Here is a 20,376-nt window from a genome sequence, read left to right on the forward strand (position 1 = left end):
ACTGAAGTGCTTCTTAACGACTAGAGGTATTAGGAAATCCTTCTTTTTAAGTCAACGGTCAAAAGCTCTCTTCCAAATGGAAGAGAGCTTTCCCAATTGCACGACAGCATGTTATTAATTTAAAACGCCGCTGCCGACTATTGTAACCTTTACTTCCGGGTGAAAACGAACTTGGGCATATTCTTTATTCCAGTTTAGGGTTTTCCATAAGTCCGGGTAATGGGCAATTAAATGTCTGCCAATACCGAAGGAATCACAACCACTTTGCTGAAGTGTCTTGATAATTTGTTCTGCGTCCTGAGTCATGTCATCGGTTAACTTGCGGTTCAGACGTTCAATTGTGTCTTTTTCCTGAAGATGATTCATTGCATACTCAACGATCGTTACTGGAAGTTCGATACGGAGGTTCACATCAATTTGGCTATCACTTGCCACCTTTACCGCGAGTTTGCGCTTAATTTGTGCGATATTTGCTTCATAAGTGACATAGTTCCGCGGGTTGCTGGAAGGCCCTGGGTGGACCTTTTTGACAAAACGCGCTGTTTTATTCCATTTCCCACTCATAATAATGTATAGAGGAGCCTGTTCGGTCGTAAGACTGCCACTGAACCTTTGCCCATGAAACAGGGCGATTCCCCGAGCATCAATCTCCTCTCCATCCTTATATAGATAAGGCAGTGTAAAATCCTGTCCCGGATCCAGCATGGGAGGGAGAAGGGTCTCTAACGTCATTTCCGGAAAAATACATAATTCCTCCAGACTCTTAATTTTTTTTGTAATAAAATCACCAATCAATATGCTGCCAACTTTTTTTTGGTGTAACAGATCTCCGGCATCGCCATCCACAATAGCAATTTTCACATGTGATGTTGGGTAATCGGGTTCCCGATATAAGACGTCCAGGTAGGGGTAGATATCATTTTGTGCGAGTTTGTTGCCGTATAAGATCATCCCATATTTGAAAAACCGGATATCACCAGTCACTTTAGCGCGAATTCTATCCGTGCTTTGACGGACGGATCTCCCAGTACCTGAGTGGACTTCATTACCGCTGCTCCCTTGTTGACTCTCAGAATCATCGACAATTTCAAGCGTCTGTTTAATTTCACCCTCTGAGGTGATGTCAAACGCCGAAGCATTAGCCAGTCTTGCATCTTTTAAACTATCCTGATCCCAACATCCCGTCATCACCATGAGCAGGGTCAGCAGGATGAGGATTTTCCCCTGTTTACTCATATCATCTTCTCTTTTCGTTTCATTATATAAGATAGAACCAACAGGAGCAGAGGCAGGATCATGAGAAAAAAGTATGCCGATCTGTTGGCTATCGTACTAATTAACTCAAGTTTTTCCTTCTGTTGTGGCAGATAGGCAATTATGCAAGAAGCAAGAACGACATAAGGCACCGCTTTTTTATGGTGTTTTTGTTTGAAGAGATAACTTATACCATAGGATGCCGTATAGTAATAGCCACATATGGCCCCAAAAATTGAAATTAACCAGATAGGGAGGAACAGGAAATCGGCCCGATCCATTGTCCCGAGTGGGATAGAGCGGAGCAGATATATGACCGGTTCAGGCATTAAGTCAAGTTGCTGGGGGCTGAACGCCGTTGAACAAATGAACACGGTGAATGCATACAACACCACGACTACAGCACTTGCTAAAGCAACAGACTTGAGTTTGCCACCGCTGCTACCTTCAACCATAGGAAACACAACGAGAAAAAACTCGAATCCAAACATAGCCATTAATGTTTCGGTTGATCCACTAATAATATTGGGCCATCCTGCTTCGGTTAAAGGCAAAAGATATAACAGGTTGATTTCCTTGAGTCCATAACTGATCAATACCATCATGGGCAAGACCAAAAAGGAGATGAGCACAAGTACTCGGGCAATGATTCGTAATTTTTGTCGAACCAAATAGATGCTGCTGAACAAGAAGAGGGCTAATATAGCCCATCGAGGCGTATCCTGCAGCATCCAGCGGTTAATCACACTGTAGGCGTTCACCAGAACAGAAGTACCCATTAACAGGAAATATCCAACGTAGGCAATGATCAGCAACTTGCCAATCCATTTACCCGTAATCAGCGTTACGATGTGATAAATGGACGAACTAGGGAATCTTCGCATCAAAAGCCAGCACAACAATATGACAAGTTGGATCAGGAACCCTCCAAGGAATACAGAGATCCACCCACCGCCTTTAGAGAGAAGGTGTATACGGTAAGGGAGGGACAGGATATCTACACCAATTTCAAATTTCAAAATGAGCAAGAATAATTGTCCCCGAGTGATTGTTGTTTCCTTATTCACTTTTTTTCCAACTCCTAGAGAACTTCTGCTGATTCAGCCGCTGCGGGCGGGCATCATGAGGACGCCCGCGAAGCGCCCAGATGGGAAATCGAATCCATACATCCTTCATGTCAGCTAATCGGAAAGGGGCCACTGGAGCAAAATAAGGCGATCCGAAGTTTTCCATCTTGCAGAGGTGAATGGTTAGAATCACCAGACCAAATGCGATGCCGATATATCCAAAAAGCGCCGCTCCAATCATCATTGGAAAGCGGAGAATACGGACTGCCGAACTCATCTCATGCGAAGGCACCAAAAACGACGAGATAGCGGTTAGTGAAACCACAATAATCATTGTATAGGATACAAGCCCCGCACGAACGATAGCATCTCCGATAACCAAACCGCCAACGATGCCGATGGTCTGGCCCACTCGGCTGGGAAGTCGGACCCCGGCTTCTCTTAATACTTCAAAGATCAGTTCAAGCAACATTGCCTCTACAAGTGCAGGAAAGGGGATGTTCTGCAATGATTTCTTGATTGTGTGTGCCAGTTCGATCGGTAAAATAGCGGAGTGAAAAGAGATGGTTGCAATATAAACAGCAGGTAATGTAAAAGCAATGACAAAACTCATCATGCGAATTAAACGTAAAAAGGAACTGACAATCCAGCGACCATGGTAATCATCTGGACTTTGATAAAAAGCAAAAAACGTAACTGGAGCGATAAGAGCTGAAGGACTTCCTTCGGCAAGTATGGCGACACGTCCTTCCATCAAGTTGGCAATAACCCGGTCAGGTCTTTCTGTATTGAGCTGCTGGGGAAACAGAGAGAAGGGGTTATCCTCCATAAACTCTTCAATAAAACCTGGAGCGAGCACCATATCTGAAGATATGGACGTGATTCGCTCTTTTACTTCGTTCACCAACTCCGGATTGGCCAAGTCCTGAAGATATACAACTGCAATTTTGGTATGTGTCTTCTCGCCGACGTTAAAATATCGAACGATTAAGGATGGACTGATAATTTGTCTACGGATCAGATTCAAATTAACGGAAAGCTGCTCTACGAATCCATTGTGCGGACCTCGAATAACACCTTCGTTTTCAGGTTCGGTTGTGCTACGGACATACATTTTCTCGGTAGAAAGAATGTAAAACTCCGGGTGCCCGTCGATTATGTAAAGACACTTCCCTTGAATAAGTGAATCTATTCCACGTTGCAGATCCGTATCTTTTCGACTTTCTAAAGTGGTGAACGATGGGTAGATTTCCGAATGAGCTTGGCCATTCAGTGCTGTTAAGACATGTGTTTGAATGATCTCCTGATCTACAAGTGAATCGATATAGAGAAGCACACTCTGTACACCATTAAGTAGAAGCTGTTGTTGTTTCAAATCGTCAGTACAGTAGAGGGACTGTTCCACATAAGAAATATTCATTTTTAATACAGAGAAAGCCTGATTGGTTGGGGTCATTGATCCACCTCTTTATAAAATGCGACATGGATTATCTTGTGCAAAATCAAGACTATTATGCAATAGGCGCTTCTTATTCAAAGAACTTATAACCAAACATTGAAAAAATAGTTGCACAAAAATCCATAATTTACAATTCAATTAGAAACTTTTTCCTAAATCTAGCGTCTAATACTATGACTTTTTGAGGGGTTATACATTACTAGAGAGTAGAAGGAGCCAAAGACAACACATGAATATGAAGAAGAAATTATCCATTTTTACCGCTTTAGCCGTTTTCCAAGCATTTGCAGTCGGTTCTGTGAGTGCGCAATCAGCACCGCAAGGTGACACCGCGTCAGTAAACACAGCCAATGTAGAATCAGTTGAGGTGTTACAGCAAGAGCAGCCGATTGCAGAGCGTGAAGTGAAGACGGAGAGCAATAACAAATCTATCAATACTCCGCCCACTGAAGCCAAGGACACTCAAACCTCAACCGGCACTGAGGCAACACCCAAAACAGATATCGAGAAACCTGCATTGGATGGGGGAGAGACCCCTGCAAACGAAACGGGTACAAAACCTGTAGTTCAAGAGGAAACCCCTGAGAAGGTTGAAACGCCAGCTACGCCTGCTCAGATAGAGCAACCATCCGTTGATGGGACGTCTCCTGCAGTAGCAGGTGGAAATCTGACGTTGTACATGAATAGCAACAAAATGGAACAGGATGGAAAAACGTATCTTGCTGGACAGCCAATGGCTGTAAAAAATGGTGTATCCTATGTTGCAATCCGTGCGCTGGTTGACCGTGTGGGATATGGCGTCAAATATGATAACAAAACCAAGGAAACCATCATTATTAGTGGTGAAGATGAACTCCGATTCAAAACTAACAGCAAGGACTATACGGTAAATGGAGAGACCAGAACGATGAAAGGCCCTGCTTATCAGCAAAAAAGTACATTCATGGTGCCGTTAACTTCCATTACTCAAGCTCTGAACATCACCTATAAAGTGAATCAGTCGGCTAAAACGGTTGTTTTGAATCTTAATACAAAACCTGTTGCAAGCTTTACCATTTCCCAAAAGGAAATTTTTGCGGGTGATCAAGTAGACTACGTGACTTCTTCCAGTTCACCTAATGGAATGGATATCGTTGACGAACGCTGGACTGGTCGCCAGGATTCATTTGATCAAGCAGGTACATATACGATTTCATATCAAGTACAGGATTCCAATGGTCAATGGAGCGATCCCTATTCAACTACGATTGAAGTTTTGGCTCCTAATCTTCCTCCTGTAGCCATGTTCGCCACGGATAAAGAAGAGTATAAAATGGGCGAAAAAATAACATACACAGACCAAAGTACAGATGATGAAAATAATATTGTTAAAGCGGCGTGGGAGAACAATTCACTTGCGTTCTTTGAACCGGGTCCAAAAACCGTGACTCTTACGGTAACTGACAATCACGGTGCTACGAACACGTACTCCAAAGTCATCACCATAACCAATGAGACCTTATATTCATTTACCGATTTTAATTTACTCTTCACGCCGGTAGGACAGAAGTTCACCTTTAACGGCGGTGAAGTGACTACGATGGAGAAAGTGCCTTATACGTACATGGATGAGCCAAGTTTGCTGATCCGCAGTAACAGTCCGGAAACTGTGAATACGGAAGGCATTGTATATAAAGAATCATCTTCGGGGCAGACCCGTTTCATGATTCATCACGTGAACAATACAGGTAAAAGAGTAAAAATGTATGTGATTGCAACCAATAACAATCCAAATCCAGCGGTATTTGAACAACAGAATATGGGCTTTGCCGGACCTACTCCGTATGCTACCGTAGCTGGGAAATTGTCTATTGATAAATGGTTCAAGTCGATTCAGACTGGAGCGGATCAAAAGAAAGAGTACCTTCAACCTGGGGAAAGCAAACTGATTTTGACCGAACTTAATAAAACGCCGATGAAAGAAGGACAAGTCATCTCTCTCTATTCGGACGCTTATAGTGATTATTCCTTAGACTATAACGTTATCCTGGTGGAAGAAAATAAAGATCCGTTCGAAGCTCTGCCATTGCTACCTGTGCTTGATCGTGACGGAGTGCACAACCGTGGTACGTACCCGAATGCGACTCGCGTTATAAAGTACGATGAGCACGTGGGAATCAAACCTGCCCGTCTGCCACTTGGTGACAATTCAAGCGATCCCAATCTGGTAGGAACAGATCCGATGGCTTACACAGACGCATCCAATGCGGGTAATTTCGGCGTATTGTACAAAATCACGCTGACCAATGTTGCACCACGTACGCTTATCTCCTTTAACCCTCGTGGAGGGAAGTACTCCGGAGTAGCTCTGGTGAACAATCAGTTGGTATCGATTGCCGATGGTAACGTTGCGGTTGCCAATTCAAGTGAACAAAGCGTGCTTTACCGCACCGGGTCAACTGGAGAGAGCGTAACCATTCTATTCTCTGCCGCGCCGGGAAGCAACCTGCCGGTCAATCTGCTCTTTACACCACTCCCATCGGAGAAGTAATGTAGGTTTCTCTTATAACGAATGGTTTGGTGGCACTTTAATCATCGACAAAAAAGACTCCATATGGAGTCTTTTCTTTTCACAACTTATTTCTACTAAGGAGGAATCAAATTCCGATGAATGTAGTCGTCAAGTTGATACGTGAATTCAAAGAGCGAGATAACCGGCGTTTGTTGAAGGATTATCGAGACAAAGTGGAGCTTATCAGGAAACGGAACTTGGAAGTTTGGGATGATCAGCACCTGCAAGCGGAATCTCTTCGGCTGCAAGAAGAAGCAAGATCAGGCAAGCCTTTGGATGATCTGCTTGTTGATGCTTATGCTCTAGTCTGCGAGGTTGCGAAGAGAACACTCGGATTACAGCCTTATGATGTCCAGATTATGGCTGCTATCGCTTTGCACGAGAGATTTTTGATCGAGCAGCATACCGGTGAAGGAAAAACACTCTCTGCCGTTATGCCTGTTTATCTCAACGCTTTGACAGGCAAAGGCGTTCATGTGCTTACTTTTAACGATTACTTGGCAAATCGAGATGCGGCGTGGATGGGCCCGATCTATCGCTTCCTCGGGTTAACGGTAAGCTCGGTTCAATCGGGCATGAGCCTATTCGAGAAACGGGAAGCTTACGCCAAGGACATAACCTATGTTACAGCTAAAGAAGCAGGGTTCGATTATTTGCGCGACACAATCGCATTTAATGAAGCTGATACCGTGCATCGTCCTTTCCATTACGTCATCGTCGATGAAGCAGATTCATTGCTTCTTGATGAAGCACGAGTGCCGTTAGTCATTAGTGGCGATTCGAGTGCTTCCAAAAGTGATGGCGTTCTTTTCGCAGAAGTGGCCCGGCAGCTGCAGCCAGGAGAGCATTACGATTTTGACGAGTTCCAGCGGAACGTTTACTTGAATGAAGCGGGTGCTGCAAAAGCAGAGTTGCTGCTGGGATGTGGCAATTTGTACGATAGCCATAACAGTCATTGGTTAACGTCATTGAATTGTGCGCTGCATGTGGAATCGTTATTAAAAAAAGACGTTGATTACATCGTCAGGGACGGTGTAATCGAGCTAATCGAAGAACACACCGGACGCGTGGCCGAGAACAGGTATTTGCCAGACGGGCTACAAGCTGCGCTGGTGGCAAAAGAAGGGTTGCAGTGGAAGGCCGGTGGGAGAATTCTCGGCACGATCACTATTCAACATTTTATTAGCCTGTATTCGGGAATTTGCGGAATGACGGCTACGGCGCATGCTTCAGCAATGGAATTTGAGGATATCTATGCGCTGCAAGTCGTGCAAATACCGCCAAACCAGCCAAACATACGGATCGATCACAAACACCGAATTTACACCCATAAAGAAGCCAAATATAAGGCGCTTGTACAAGAAATCTCTTCCGTCCATAGGGTAGGACGCCCCATTCTTATTGGTACGTCAAGCGTCGAGGAATCTGATATGCTCGCGGAGGCGCTTACCATTGCTGGCGTACCTTGCCAGGTTCTGAATGCAAAAAACGATGCAAAAGAAGCCGAAATCATCGCTAAAGCGGGAGAAATAGGCGCGGTAACGGTATCTACGAATATGGCAGGGCGCGGCGTCGATATTCGTCTCGGTGGCGGTAATCCCGCACAGGCAGAAGTGGTTGCCAAACTGGGCGGATTATACGTGATAGGTACATATGTGAACGAAAGCATGCGGATTGACGACCAGTTGCGCGGACGTTGCGGCCGCCAAGGTGACCCTGGGTCTTCCGTATTTTATATTAGCCTGGAGGACGAGTTGATGCTTCGCTTTGGCATTCATAAACTGTTTCGCGCTCCAAATCAGGACGAGGTTCTTCATGATCCGGCGCTCCACAGCAAAATCGAGCATGTCCAGCGCGTTATTATAGGTCAAAACTTCGATATTCAGCGGGAATTGAACTGTTATTCGGATATGGTGGAGGATCAGAGGCGAATTCTATATGAAGAACGGCTCGGAATTTTGAAAGCTGAGAGACTGATGAGTCCATCGGAGCGGCGTGTACGGCTTTTTTATATCGACGAGTTCTGGGCTGACCATCTGGCATTTGTTTCTTACATTCGTGAAAGCATTCATCTCGAGAGCATTACCAGTCGTAACCCAATCGACGAGTTTCATACGCAAATCACCCAAGCATTCGAGCAAATTCCGGCTAAAATAGATCATGAGTCGGCAAATATGCTTAGAAAACTTGGAGGTTCGAATGATCCCGAGAAATGGGAACAGTTCGGTCTGAAGAGTCCTATTTCGACTCGAACCTATATGATCAACGATCAATACAGCCAAGATAAGCGCAGCTCATGGACCGGAACGACGGTATTTGCTTTTTGGGGCAGTAAGATTTTGAAGCTATTACTGAAGCCAGTATATAGGATGTCAAAATAGTGATGGGAGCGTGACGATCGATGAACAATAGAGAACGGTTTTCGAGCCGGGTCGATTCGTATTTGAAATACCGCCCGAGTTATCCAAAAGAGGCTATTGACTATTTGTACGACGTCGTTGGTTTACGTGTGAGCAGTAATATAGCAGACATCGGTTCAGGCACTGGCATCATCTCAAAACTACTTCTGGAACGCGGAAGCTATGTAATCGCGGTGGAGCCAAATCAGGCAATGCGGGAAGCCGCCGAGCAAATGTTAGAAAGTAATCCGAAATTTCAGAGTACATCAGGTTCTGCAGAATCTACAGGATTACCTGATCAGTCGGTTGATTTTATTGTCTGCGCTCAGGCATTTCACTGGTTTGATCGCTCCGCAGCCCAAATCGAGTTTCGCAGAATTCTACAGCCGGGTGGGAAAGTAATACTCATCTGGAATTCACGTCTTACTAACGGTACTCCATTTCGTGAAGAGTACAATCAACTGCTCCATACATATGGAACCGACTACGAAAAAGTTAATCATAAAAATATTTCTCAGGCGATGCTTCTCTCTTTTTTCATGGAAGGTTCAATGCATGAAATGCGATTCAAAATGAGTCAGGAGTTCGATTTCGAGGGATTGAAAGGCCGGTTGTTATCATCTTCTTACAGCCCTGTACCCGGGCATGCAAATTACGATCCAATGATGACAGAACTACGGAATTTATTTGATAAAAATAATCAAAATGGTCTTGTTGAATTCGATTATGAAACTGAGATTTTTTGGGGAGAAGTATAAATACGGCATTTGAAAGTCGCTATTATAGCGGCTTTTTTTTATTTTAGCAGAACAAGTTCTTGTCTCAGTTGCCGGGATTAGCTGTTGGAACGAGCCCTGGCACACTTCCTTAAAATCTTATAAGAAATTCTTGATATTTCAGAAATTTATCCGATAGGCGGGTGCTATTATACAAATACAAACAAAGACGAGGTGATGAAATGCAAGCAAAATTGGCAGCGGACGCCATTCCCATCTCCAAAAAGCGAAAGACATGGATAAGGACGATACAAAAGCACAAAGTGATGTATGCTCTCTTATTACCAGCTTTAATTTACTTTGCGGTATTCAAATACATTCCTATGGCGGGAATTATGATTGCTTTTAAAAACTACAACCTAGCTTTGGGACTATGGGATAGCCCATGGGTGGGATTCAAAAATTTTACCGATTTTATGAACGGCGTTTATTTCTGGGACATCATGAAAAATACGATCGTCATATCGTTGTATAAGCTATTGTTTGGTTTCTCCGCGCCCATCGTGCTTGCTTTACTCCTCAATGAAGTGTATAGCCAATGGTTTAAGAAAATCGTACAGACGATCACTTATTTGCCTCATTTTCTATCATGGGTCATTGTGTATGGAATTATGGTAGCATTACTAGCCCCAGGCGATGGTCTCTTTAACATGATTTTGAAGGATTTTGGTGTTGAACCCATCTCGTTTCTAACGGAACCTGCCTGGGGCAGAATGCTGATCATCTTATCTGAAGTATGGAAGGATATTGGATGGGGGGCGATTTTGTACCTTGCCGCCTTGGCAGGAATCGATCCAAGCTTATATGAAGCGGCTCGAATGGATGGTGCATCCAAATGGAGACAGCTTTGGCATATCACGTTACCTGGTATTCGAGGAGTCATTATTCTGATGCTGATTCTTAAATTAAGCCATATCCTGGATGCAGGTTTTGACCAAATATTCATGTTTGCCAACACCTTTAACCAAGAGAAGATCGATATTATCGACACATGGGTATACCGGGAAGGGTTGGAGCGTCTTAAGATTGGCTTGGCTACTGCTGTAGGATTGTTTAAAGCTGTCATCGGATTTGCTTTAGTGTTGGCAGCAAACAAGCTCGCCAAAAAATTCGATGGGCAAATCTGGTGAGGTGGTCTTTAGAATGATCCATATGACAATCGGTGAAAAAGTCTGGCAAACCGTCGTTTATGTAATTCTTATTTTGTTATCCCTACTGTGCGTGCTGCCCTTTCTATATGTGGTTGCTGTCTCCGTAACGCCAGAATCGGAAGTATTAAGAAGAGGGATTGTGATTATACCAGAATCCTTTACCTTTCTGGCCTATAAAGAAGTATTCATCTCGCATGGGATCTGGCAGGCGTATAAAATTACGTTATTTCGAACGATTGTAGGCACTGCGTTAAACGTGTTTTTTACGGTAATCGCGGCCTACCCGTTATCCAAAAAATATTTGCCCGGAAGAAGTCCATTTTTACTCTTCATTGTGTTTACCATGATGTTCAGTGGGGGTTTAATTCCGACATATTTACTAATCCGCTCTCTGGGATTGTTAAACAGTCCTTGGGTATTGATTATTCCAAATCTCATTAGTGCATTTAATCTGGTGATTATTAAAGGTTTTTTTGAGCAATTACCTGGTGAAATCGAGGAATCAGCGAGGGTAGACGGTGCCAGTGAACTTCAGACGTTATGGCGGATCATTTTACCCCTGTCCTTACCCGTCCTGTCCACCATTTCCTTATTTTACGCAGTCGGGCATTGGAACAGTTATTTTGATGCTATTGTATATATCAATGATTCCAACTACATGCCACTTCAAGTGATTTTGCGCAACATCCTGCTTAACGTCGCAACTCAAAGCGCTGATTCGCTCGCCAATTCCGGGGCTGTCAGTACGTTCGCTGTGCAGATGGCTACAGTAGTTGTAACTACAGTCCCGATATTGATCGTTTATCCATTTTTGCAAAAGCATTTTACCAAAGGTGTACTCCTGGGATCCGTTAAAGGATAAAAGGTGTTCCAACCTAACTTATTACGGGGAAACCGTGATAATATACAAGCAAAGGAGAGGTCAATATGCAGCGTAAAAAGATTTCATTTGCTATTCTGTCGGCAATCTTAGGACTTGGAACGCTTTTGTCAGGATGTGGGGGAAATGAAGAAGTTACATCGACAACTTCGAGTAATTCGCAAGGCCAGTCTGGCCAGTTTGCAACCAAAATGAAAATCTCAATGTTTAACCAAGGCACTTTTAATGCTGCTGCTCCGGTACCTCCACGTGATGAAGATATTCAACGCCAAATGTTGGAAGAAGAGATGAACATCGACTTGGAGATGATGATTCCTCAAGCGGGTCAAGCAACAACCAAACTGAATACACTCATTGCAGGCGGGGATATTCCAGACCTGATCTTCTTGAAAAGTCGTGCTGACCTTGCGCAATATTACGACCAAGGAGTTCTTGCGGATTTAACACCGTATATGGACCAATTCCCTGAACTACAGAAACGGTTTGGCACCGACTCATGGGAGGCAATGTCCTATCAAGGAAAAACCATTGGAGTTCCAGGCTATGATAATGTAAACGGTATCAGTCGAAGCTTCTTCATCCGAAACGATTGGCTGAAAAAGCTGAATATGGAGGTACCAACGACACCTGATGAGTTGTTTGAAGTTATGAAAGCCTTTACAGAGAAAGATCCGGACGGGAATGGCAAAAACGATACGTACGGATTCATCGGTGGTATGAATAAAGAAGGTAATCTGCAAACCTATGGCTTTGATAGCTTGATGTGGATGTTTGGCGTCAATCCTCCTTCAGCCGTTGAGATAAAAGATAATGAACCGGTATTTCTGTTTATCGATCCCAAAATGAAAGAGGCGCTTGCTTACATTAATAAAATGATGGCAGCCAAGGTGGTTGACCCGGACTGGGTGACGATGAATTCGCCTGATCTGTTGGACCAAAAGATGTTTAAGGGTAGAGTTGGCTTCATGATCAGAGATGCTCGCAGACTGGAGCCGGACTATCAGCAGAAAATGAAAGAAATTAGTGGCGAGGTGCCGGAATGGATCGTTATTCCTCCGATGAAAGGTCCTTACGGGGATCAAATTGTAGAGAGAAAATCGTTCCAGGGCAATTCATGGGCCATATCCGCAAAAGCGGACGAGGATAAAATCATTCGGATCTTGTCCATGCTGAATTATCTCTTTACGGATGAAGAAGCTTATCCAAACTTTGCATACGGAATCAAAGGCATCCATTGGGATGTTGTAGACGGCAAGATCAAAAATAAAACCTCCGAATTATCAAAGGAAATGAAAGAGAAGTACCTGTGGGTCGATCATTATAGAATGCCGCGCCGTGGTGATGATGCGGAGTACTTCAGCTTCCAGAATCCGAAGACAGCGGAAGCTTTCAAGGACAATCAGCAATATGTGGGGCCAACGCTGCCCGGAAATTTATTGACCCCTGACCCTAGCGATACCTTGGATGCTGACCGCACACGTTTCATTAATGAAAGCTTGGTTAAATTTATGACGGGCAAAGAGCCTCTTTCCAACTGGGACAATTTCCTCCAGACGCTGGATACCAAGTTTGACATGCAGAAATATAAGGAAACAGCAATCCAGCAATTTAAAGAAGCCGGCCTTATCAAGTAAAAATAAACGAAGAGAGAGTGGCTATTCGTAGCCCCTCTCTTTATTAGCATATGCTATTCTTAGTTTAAAACGGGACTAAAAGGAAGATGATGGATGCGAAGAAGAATCAGCTTGCCTTTAAAATTATTTTTTATCGTGTTTGCCTTTGTATTAGGCTGCATCATCTTGATAAGCCAATTGTCTTATCGCTATGTCCAAAAGGAAATAAGAACCAATGACATTTTTTACACCAATCAAATATTAGACAAGGTTGACCAGTATTTTACCGTTAATTTTTCCTCCTTCCAGACGATTCTCTTCTCAGTTGAAACATCAGTGAAAGCCAACATTAACAATACCGAAGTGATTAAAAAGCAATTAAGAGAGCTGTATGAACTCAACAGTATTTATGTCAGTAATATTTATTTGATCAAAAGTGATTTATCCATTCTGGGTGGAAGTACACCTACTCGAATATTCGATGAACCTTTATCTGAAAGAGCACCTTTATTTGATGCGGCTGACAAAAATAGAAGGACTACCTTTGTTAGTGAACCTTACAAATCGAAGTATTCTGGCTGGACCGTTACGATGGTTCGATATCTGAACGGTGCTCCGTTTCCTATGGCCATTGCGGTTGATTTGGATCTAAATGCCATTGAAGAAACCTTGTTCAAGATTAATAAACAGGAACAAATGAATCTGGCTCTGATCACTGCGTCAGGTAAGATCATTGCCGGATTTTCTGAAAATAAAGGACCTCTGAATATTCAAGATCATTCTTTTTCGATCGGAGAGACGTCAGCGGAAGAAATTCTGGATACGACAGAAACAAACCTTCAACTGTTTACCAACGATGGTATTCCGGTCTCCCTTTTGAAAAAACCAACGGAGAAATTCAACTGGACCATCATCTCGATCAACGATGAATCACGCTTAAAAGCAGCGTTGTCCAGATTGGAAACCTATTACCTCGAGTTGCTCGCTGCAGGTCTTCTTTTAAGTTTGTTCATTTCTTTTTTGGTTGCCAAATATATAAGAAAACCACTTTATACGCTCAAAACAAAAATGAAGCAGGTAGAGCAAGGCATCCTCACAACAACAATAACCATTAATCGAAACGATGAGTTTGGAGATCTTTCACGAGCATTCGATCGTATGTTACAGCAAATTGTGGAACTGATTCGCCGGGCCGAGCTTCATAATGAACTTGAGCGGAAGCTGGAAATCCAGGTGTTACAGTCTCAAATAAACCCACATTTTCTGTATAACACACTTGGTTCGATCAGCAATGTGATACGTCTCGGACAAATAGAGAAAGTAGATGTGGTGATCGGATCGCTCATTTCATTATTGGAGTACGGGATAGACGATGCTTCTGAGAAGGTTTCCCTACGCCAGGAATTACGCAATGTAGCGGACTATATCGAGATCCAGAACATTCGGTATAACCGAAACTTCCACTTGATTGAAGATATTGAAGCAGGACTGATGGATTTTCTGGTTTTCCGAATGCTGTTACAGCCCCTTGTGGAGAATAGTATCTTCCATGGTTATAACGGAGGGGGAATTGAGGGGCCAATTACGATTCATGCGTACAGGGAGGACGGCATCGTCATCATCGAAGTTATTGATCAAGGTGAGGGAATTCCAGCTGATAAAATAAAGCATATTTTAATCTCAGAACCGAGTGAAGAGGAAGTAAAAAGGAAACGAATCGGGCTGAACAATATTCATGGGCGAATAAGACTCCACTATGGAGATCAATTCGGGCTGGATATCATTAGCATACCTAAGGAAATAACCCGTATACGCGCTGTATTCCCGGCAGAATTGCCAAAAGGAGATGCATAATGGGGAGAGACTATACCTGCTTCATTGTTGACGATGAAGACCTGATCATTCAACGATTGGAATTGTTTTTTAATGAGCTCTCTCATAGGGATCGACGATTTGTTCTGGTGGGAAAAGCGAATAATGGGCTGAATGGGATCGAGGAGATCATAAAACTTAAACCGGATATCGTCATATCCGATATTGTAATGCCGCGTATGGATGGCATCTCCATGATTGAGCAGCTCAAGGCGGAGCTCCCCCATACCCAATACATACTTTTGACCGCCTATTCATCCTTCGAATACGCTCAGCGAGCGATTCAAGCCAACGTATTGGAGTACATTGTAAAGGTTCCGCTGAGGGAAGCCGATTTGAATCGAGCGTTGGATAAGGCAGCCGGAATTTTAAATGAGTTCGAGAAAAAAGAAGCGGAATTTCACTCATTAAACGTATCCGTGCTTGAAAATAAATACAGAGTCCGCAAGCAATTTTTTAACGAATTGATCCGAGGTGAAATTCCTTCTCATCGGGCATCGGATTTTGCCAATCGCATGCAGTTTCATTTCTTTCAATCCAACTATTGCTGCTTCATCGTTGAGATGAATACGTATGAAAGTTTTCGAAACGAATACGCGGCCTCAGATCAAAACATCTTGAAGTATGCGATAACAAATATCATCGAAGAAACGGTGATGAATGGTAGTAGTGGGGTAGCTGCGGATCTGTCGGATAATCGTTTTATTGGTTTTTTATCCTGGGAAAATAACCGCAGTGATATGGAAACGGAATATGCTTGCCTATCCTTGGGAGGGCAGATCATCTCTCATTTGCATCAATATTTGAATAAAAGGGTGTCTGTCGCTTTTGGAAGTCCGCATCGAGGCTGGGAATCGATCAAACAGGCGTACACGGAAGCTAAAAATGTGAGTGAAGACTTCTATTATCATACCGAAAAAGTCGTAAAAACACCGATGCATCGGTTCCAATATCATAATGACAAAAAAGCAGATTTTCAGCAGAAGCTGGCTGATTTTCTTATACGGCTGAAACGAAAGATTTCCAAGGAAGAGCTGGACAATGCACTTGCCGATCTGTCGCAATTTATTACGGACCATAAAATCCACAAGTCCATCATGGCGCCAATGATTAGAGATTTGTACAGAGACATTACCGTGAAATTTAAATCAGGGAATAAGATGGCCACGGAAGTTCCAGACTTCCCCATGGAATTTATGGCATTTCAGGAGCAGCTCGCCTATATTGGCGACTTCACATTTGAATACGTACACGCGGGCCAACTATTACATCGTGCTGAAATTATGAGTGCTATGCATTATATAGAGACAAACCTGAAACAACGTTTAACGTTGGAGGCAATTGCCGAGGAAGTGAATTTAGCACCATCGTATTTTAGTAGCTTATTCAAAAAAACAATGAATGAAGGCGTGATCAGCTACATTAACCGTAAAAAAATCCATCTCGCCCTCGAGTTGTTAAACGTTCGAGATTATTCATTATTGGAATTGTGCGAGGAAGTAGGCATCGTCAATGAAGGGTACTTTTGCAAACTTTTTAAAGAATATACGGGGGATACACCTAAGCAATATCGGATAAAAATGACACGGTAGGAATTCAAATAAGGATACAAAAAAATGTATGATTTTTTCGCAAAATCCTGTAAAAAAAAAGGGGTCAAAACCATTACCATGATAGGAGCATCTAATCATGGAGGTTATCAAAATGGAGCTTATGAAATCAGATGTAACCGTCATAGGTGGAGGAATTGCCGGGATATGTGCTGCCATTGCTGCCGCACGCCAAGGACTCCTGGTTTCACTTATCAATGATCGGCCGGTTCTGGGTGGAAATGCGAGCAGCGAGGTCAGAGTTCATATCAATGGGTCTGCATATCTCGGAAACAGTCCATCCTATTATGCTCGCGAGGGCGGGTTGGTGGAAGAACTCAAACTGAAGATCTTTCATTACAACCCGTTATACAACAAAAAACTTATGCTTTCACTTTCGGATACGGTGTTATTGGACATGGTTTATGATGAGCCCAACATTTCTCTATTCCTGAATACATGTGTGCATGAAACAGGCATGGAGAACGGCAGAATTCAATGGGTGGAGGGCCTTCAACTAGCTTCCGAAAGAAAATTTCGTTTTGAAAGCTCAACCTACATCGATTGCTCCGGGGATGGAATTGTTGGATACCAAGCAGGTGCTCACTTCCGATGGGGAAGAGAGGCGAAGCATGAATACCAGGAGGAGCTCGCTCCAGAAGTGGCGGATCATTACACCATGGGCGATACGATTCTGTTTCAAGCCCGTGACGTAAACTATGCCGTTCCTTACAAAAGGCCAGGCTTTGCGTATGATATTACGAAGCTGGAGTTTTTTGATAGTATCAGAAAAGGATTAAACCATCGGTCTTTTCCAAGGAAAATCAACGGGCTTGGCGGATTGTGGTGGCTGGAATACGGCGGACATATGGATATTATCAAGAATAATGAAGACATCGCCTTGGAACTGCGGAAATTGGTGTACGGGATCTGGGATTATATCAAAAATAGCGGTGAGTTTGATGATGTAGACAATCTCATCCTGGATTATGTATGCCCGATTCCGGGAAAGCGAGAGTCGAGACGGTTTATAGGTAAACACATGCTGTCTCAGAACGATCTTACAACAAAGACTCATTTCGAAGATGCGGTATCCGTCGGAGGCTGGTATATGGATCTGCATGCAAATAAAGGCATCTACGATGAAGGGCCGGCTACAGCATGGAATTTTGTGCCGGGATTGTATAATATCCCGTTTCGCAGCTTATTTTCACGCAATATTCCTAATCTCATGTTCGCTGGCCGTAATATAAGCGCTACACATGTGGCTTTTGGATCTACAAGGGTGATGGCAACCTGTGGTTGTATGGGGCAGGCGGTAGGAACGGCTGCTGCGTTATGCGTAAAATATGATACAGACCCCGCGGCCATCGTCAAAGCCCATATGGGTGAGCTTCAGGCGCAGCTGCTTCGAGACGGGCAAACAATTGTAGGGCTTCAAGAGCCGTTAGATCCTTATTTCGCAGACGGATTAACGATTCGTGCCTCGTCTCAGCGAAGCTATGAACAACTTCATACAACCGAAGAGATCTCCTTGGAGAACGCGTTATGTTTGGTCTTGCCGATTCAGACACCCGTGGTTGAAAGCGTGCAGATCAAAATCAAAAATAGATCCGAGCATTCGGAAACGTTGCAAGTGAAGCTGTTTGGTGGGGATCGAAAGGAAAACTATATTCCCACCAGCGAGCTGAAGGGCTACAACTTGGTGATTTCAGCGGGTCACGATGACTGGATTACACTGGACCTCAACTGCAAGAAGCCAGAAAACGACAAAATCTACATCGTATTGGAAGGTACAGCGAGCCTTGCCGTGTATGGCAATGAAGAGAAAATGACTGGAGCGGTGAGCTTCCTTTATAGACCGGAAGAGCCATCCAGGCTGAAGAAACTTAATAAGAGCATTTGCTTCAAGGATCTGCTACCATCCCAGGATATGTATAATCCCGCGAATGTCGTCAACGGCTTCTCCAGACCTTATGGTCTGCCGAACAGCTGGATTTCGGAACGTACGGAAGGACAGGAATGGTTGGAATTTGGTTTTGCAAGCCCCAAGAATCTGGATGAAATCCATCTTGTTTTCAATTCGCAGCTGAATTTGGAGCATTTCGATGATCCAATCGAGTCGTTGATCCAAGATTATGATGTGACTTTAACTTTAGAAGACGGAACCGAGAGTGTAACTAAAGTCCGTGGGAATTATCTTTCGTTGAACAAACATCAGGTGTTTGCACAAGGTGTAACCCACATCCGGTTTGATTTCTGTGCAACGTATGGTTCGCCTTATTATGAAGTGTTTGCTGTAAAACTTTATGCTCCTAATAACGCTAAGTGAGGGCGGGTGAAGTCGTGATGAAGGAATTTTTCCCACGAAGAGGGCTACCTAATGTCATTCAGAAGTTGGAAAATGGTGAAACCGTGACCATCGTTTATTTCGGCGGTAGTAATACACGTTCGAAAGGATATAGGGTCATGACGGCGGATTGGCTGCGAGGGCAATATCCCCATGCCGATATCCACGCTGTGAACGCAGGCATTGATGGGACAGGATCGGACCTCGGCTGCGCCCGTTTAGAGACAGATGTGCTTCGTCATCAGCCTGATCTCGTATTTGTTGAATTCGTTGGCAACGATGGCGGAGTGCCCGAATCCAAGGCGCGGATCGAAGGCATTGTCCGACAGATTCGCAAGCGCAGCCGGTTTATCGATATCCTGTTTGTATATACGATCAAGGAGCGGGATTTGACCTCATTTCAATCCGGCGAATACCAGAAGGGCGCTCTTATGCAAGAGGAAGTCGCCGACTATTACGGCATTCCTTCGATTCATCTGGGCGTAGCGGTCAGTCAATTGGTTTCGGATGGAAAGCTTATTTTTACTTCAAGGGCAGACGTATCCATCCCCGGAGCAGTTATTTTCACGCATGATTCGATCCATCCAACGATCCCCAAAGGACATCAGATTTACACCGATACAATCACCCGGTCGTTTGAGAAAATCAGAGAACTTCGAGATCACGTGGGAAAAGTCGAACATCACTTGCCGCAGGACCCCTTGGTCCCGGCCAATCCTTGGGAGTATGCAACCATGTTGCCACTGGATCGTCTTACTCATTTTTCCGCAGGGTGGTCTTACATGACCTCTGATGATTTTCCTTTAGTGCGTGAGTATGATTGGTTGTTCCCCGGATTATGGCGAGCAGTTGATGCCGGAGAGGCGATCACAGTGGAGTTTGAGGGAACCCACATCGGCTTATTTGATATCGGGGGGCCGGATTCTGGCCGATTGAAGGTGTCGGTGGATGGAGGAGAACCCTTCCTTATTGATCGATTCACGCTCTACAACGATCATAATAGAAATCAATATATTTTCTTGCCGGAGCTACCAAATGGGAAACATACAGTTCTCTTCGAGATCGATCACGAGAAAACTGACAAAGCGGCCGTGTTTGAGGCAAGTGGCAATGAACGAGGTATGGAACATGTTCGGCAACATCCAGCTTGGTATGATCAAACCGTCATTCAGCTTGGAAAGTTGTTATTGGTGCAGCCGCCTTTATAATTGATAAGTCCTCTTGCAACACTTGGAAGACCTATATTCTATCTGACTGCTACTGAGCAATCAATTAGGATGTAGGTTTCTTTTTTTACTTAAAATCGTATAAGAAATTCTTAAAATGAAAGAAATATCACCGTAATCTAACATGCTAAGATAAAAACGACAGAGCGGGATTAGGCAGAAGGGAAGGTTAAGTGCTTTTTTACGATC

At 43.8% G+C, this 20,376-nt stretch carries 13 protein-coding genes; 10 read left to right on the top strand and 3 right to left on the bottom strand.

Features of this window, described 5'->3' with window-relative positions; genetic code table 11:
* Positions 1-114 precede the first annotated feature (114 nt).
* The 3 genes from NSQ20_RS16970 to NSQ20_RS16980 are packed head-to-tail and all read right to left on the bottom strand — an operon-like array spanning position 115 to position 3,777.
* Positions 115-1,236, bottom strand: coding sequence for a Ger(x)C family spore germination protein (locus tag NSQ20_RS16970; RefSeq protein WP_340030393.1), 1,122 nt, complete (start codon positions 1,234-1,236; stop codon positions 115-117).
* Positions 1,233-2,321: an endospore germination permease gene (locus NSQ20_RS16975; protein ID WP_340030394.1), complete on the bottom strand. Its 1,089-nt coding sequence runs from the start codon at positions 2,319-2,321 to the stop codon at positions 1,233-1,235. Before NSQ20_RS16975 ends, NSQ20_RS16970 begins: the two co-directional genes overlap by 4 nt.
* A complete protein-coding gene (locus tag NSQ20_RS16980) occupies positions 2,314-3,777 on the bottom strand; it encodes a spore germination protein (protein ID WP_340030395.1) in 1,464 nt (487 codons plus the stop codon). Before NSQ20_RS16980 ends, NSQ20_RS16975 begins: the two co-directional genes overlap by 8 nt.
* Positions 3,778-4,009: 232 nt before the next feature.
* Between NSQ20_RS16980 and NSQ20_RS16985 the strand changes: the two genes are divergently transcribed.
* From NSQ20_RS16985 to NSQ20_RS17030, 10 genes are all read left to right on the top strand, one after another.
* A complete protein-coding gene (locus tag NSQ20_RS16985; RefSeq protein WP_340017482.1) occupies positions 4,010-6,310 on the top strand; it encodes a stalk domain-containing protein in 2,301 nt (766 codons plus the stop codon).
* A 116-nt stretch (positions 6,311-6,426) separates the two neighbouring features.
* Positions 6,427-8,712 (top strand): DEAD/DEAH box helicase, encoded by a 2,286-nt coding sequence (locus tag NSQ20_RS16990; RefSeq protein ID WP_076317815.1) that lies wholly within the window; start codon positions 6,427-6,429, stop codon positions 8,710-8,712.
* 20 nt (positions 8,713-8,732) lie between these two features.
* The gene (locus NSQ20_RS16995) at positions 8,733-9,488 is read left to right on the top strand and encodes a class I SAM-dependent methyltransferase (protein ID WP_076317814.1); all 756 of its coding nucleotides are present in this window, start codon (positions 8,733-8,735) and stop codon (positions 9,486-9,488) included.
* A 200-nt stretch (positions 9,489-9,688) separates the two neighbouring features.
* Positions 9,689-10,636 (top strand): ABC transporter permease subunit, encoded by a 948-nt coding sequence (locus NSQ20_RS17000; RefSeq protein ID WP_036671347.1) that lies wholly within the window; start codon positions 9,689-9,691, stop codon positions 10,634-10,636.
* Positions 10,637-10,649: 13 nt separating this feature from the next.
* On the top strand, positions 10,650-11,519 hold the full coding sequence (locus NSQ20_RS17005) for a carbohydrate ABC transporter permease (RefSeq protein WP_076210617.1): 870 nt from the start codon (positions 10,650-10,652) through the stop codon (positions 11,517-11,519).
* Positions 11,520-11,584: 65 nt separating this feature from the next.
* On the top strand, positions 11,585-13,171 hold the full coding sequence (locus NSQ20_RS17010; RefSeq protein ID WP_036671349.1) for an extracellular solute-binding protein: 1,587 nt from the start codon (positions 11,585-11,587) through the stop codon (positions 13,169-13,171).
* 93 nt (positions 13,172-13,264) lie between these two features.
* Positions 13,265-15,004, top strand: a complete 1,740-nt coding sequence (locus NSQ20_RS17015) for a histidine kinase (RefSeq protein ID WP_076327535.1) — start codon at positions 13,265-13,267, stop codon at positions 15,002-15,004.
* On the top strand, positions 15,004-16,614 hold the full coding sequence (locus NSQ20_RS17020) for a response regulator (RefSeq protein WP_340030396.1): 1,611 nt from the start codon (positions 15,004-15,006) through the stop codon (positions 16,612-16,614). Before NSQ20_RS17015 ends, NSQ20_RS17020 begins: the two co-directional genes overlap by 1 nt.
* Positions 16,615-16,711: 97 nt before the next feature.
* On the top strand, positions 16,712-18,943 hold the full coding sequence (locus tag NSQ20_RS17025) for an FAD-dependent oxidoreductase (protein ID WP_340030397.1): 2,232 nt from the start codon (positions 16,712-16,714) through the stop codon (positions 18,941-18,943).
* A 17-nt stretch (positions 18,944-18,960) separates the two neighbouring features.
* Complete coding sequence (locus tag NSQ20_RS17030) at positions 18,961-20,169, top strand: SGNH/GDSL hydrolase family protein (protein ID WP_076317810.1); 1,209 nt, start codon at positions 18,961-18,963, stop codon at positions 20,167-20,169.
* Positions 20,170-20,376: the final 207 nt, after the last annotated feature.

The organism is Paenibacillus sp. FSL K6-1122 (assembly GCF_037977015.1).
GTDB classification, from domain to species: domain Bacteria; phylum Bacillota; class Bacilli; order Paenibacillales; family Paenibacillaceae; genus Paenibacillus; species Paenibacillus amylolyticus.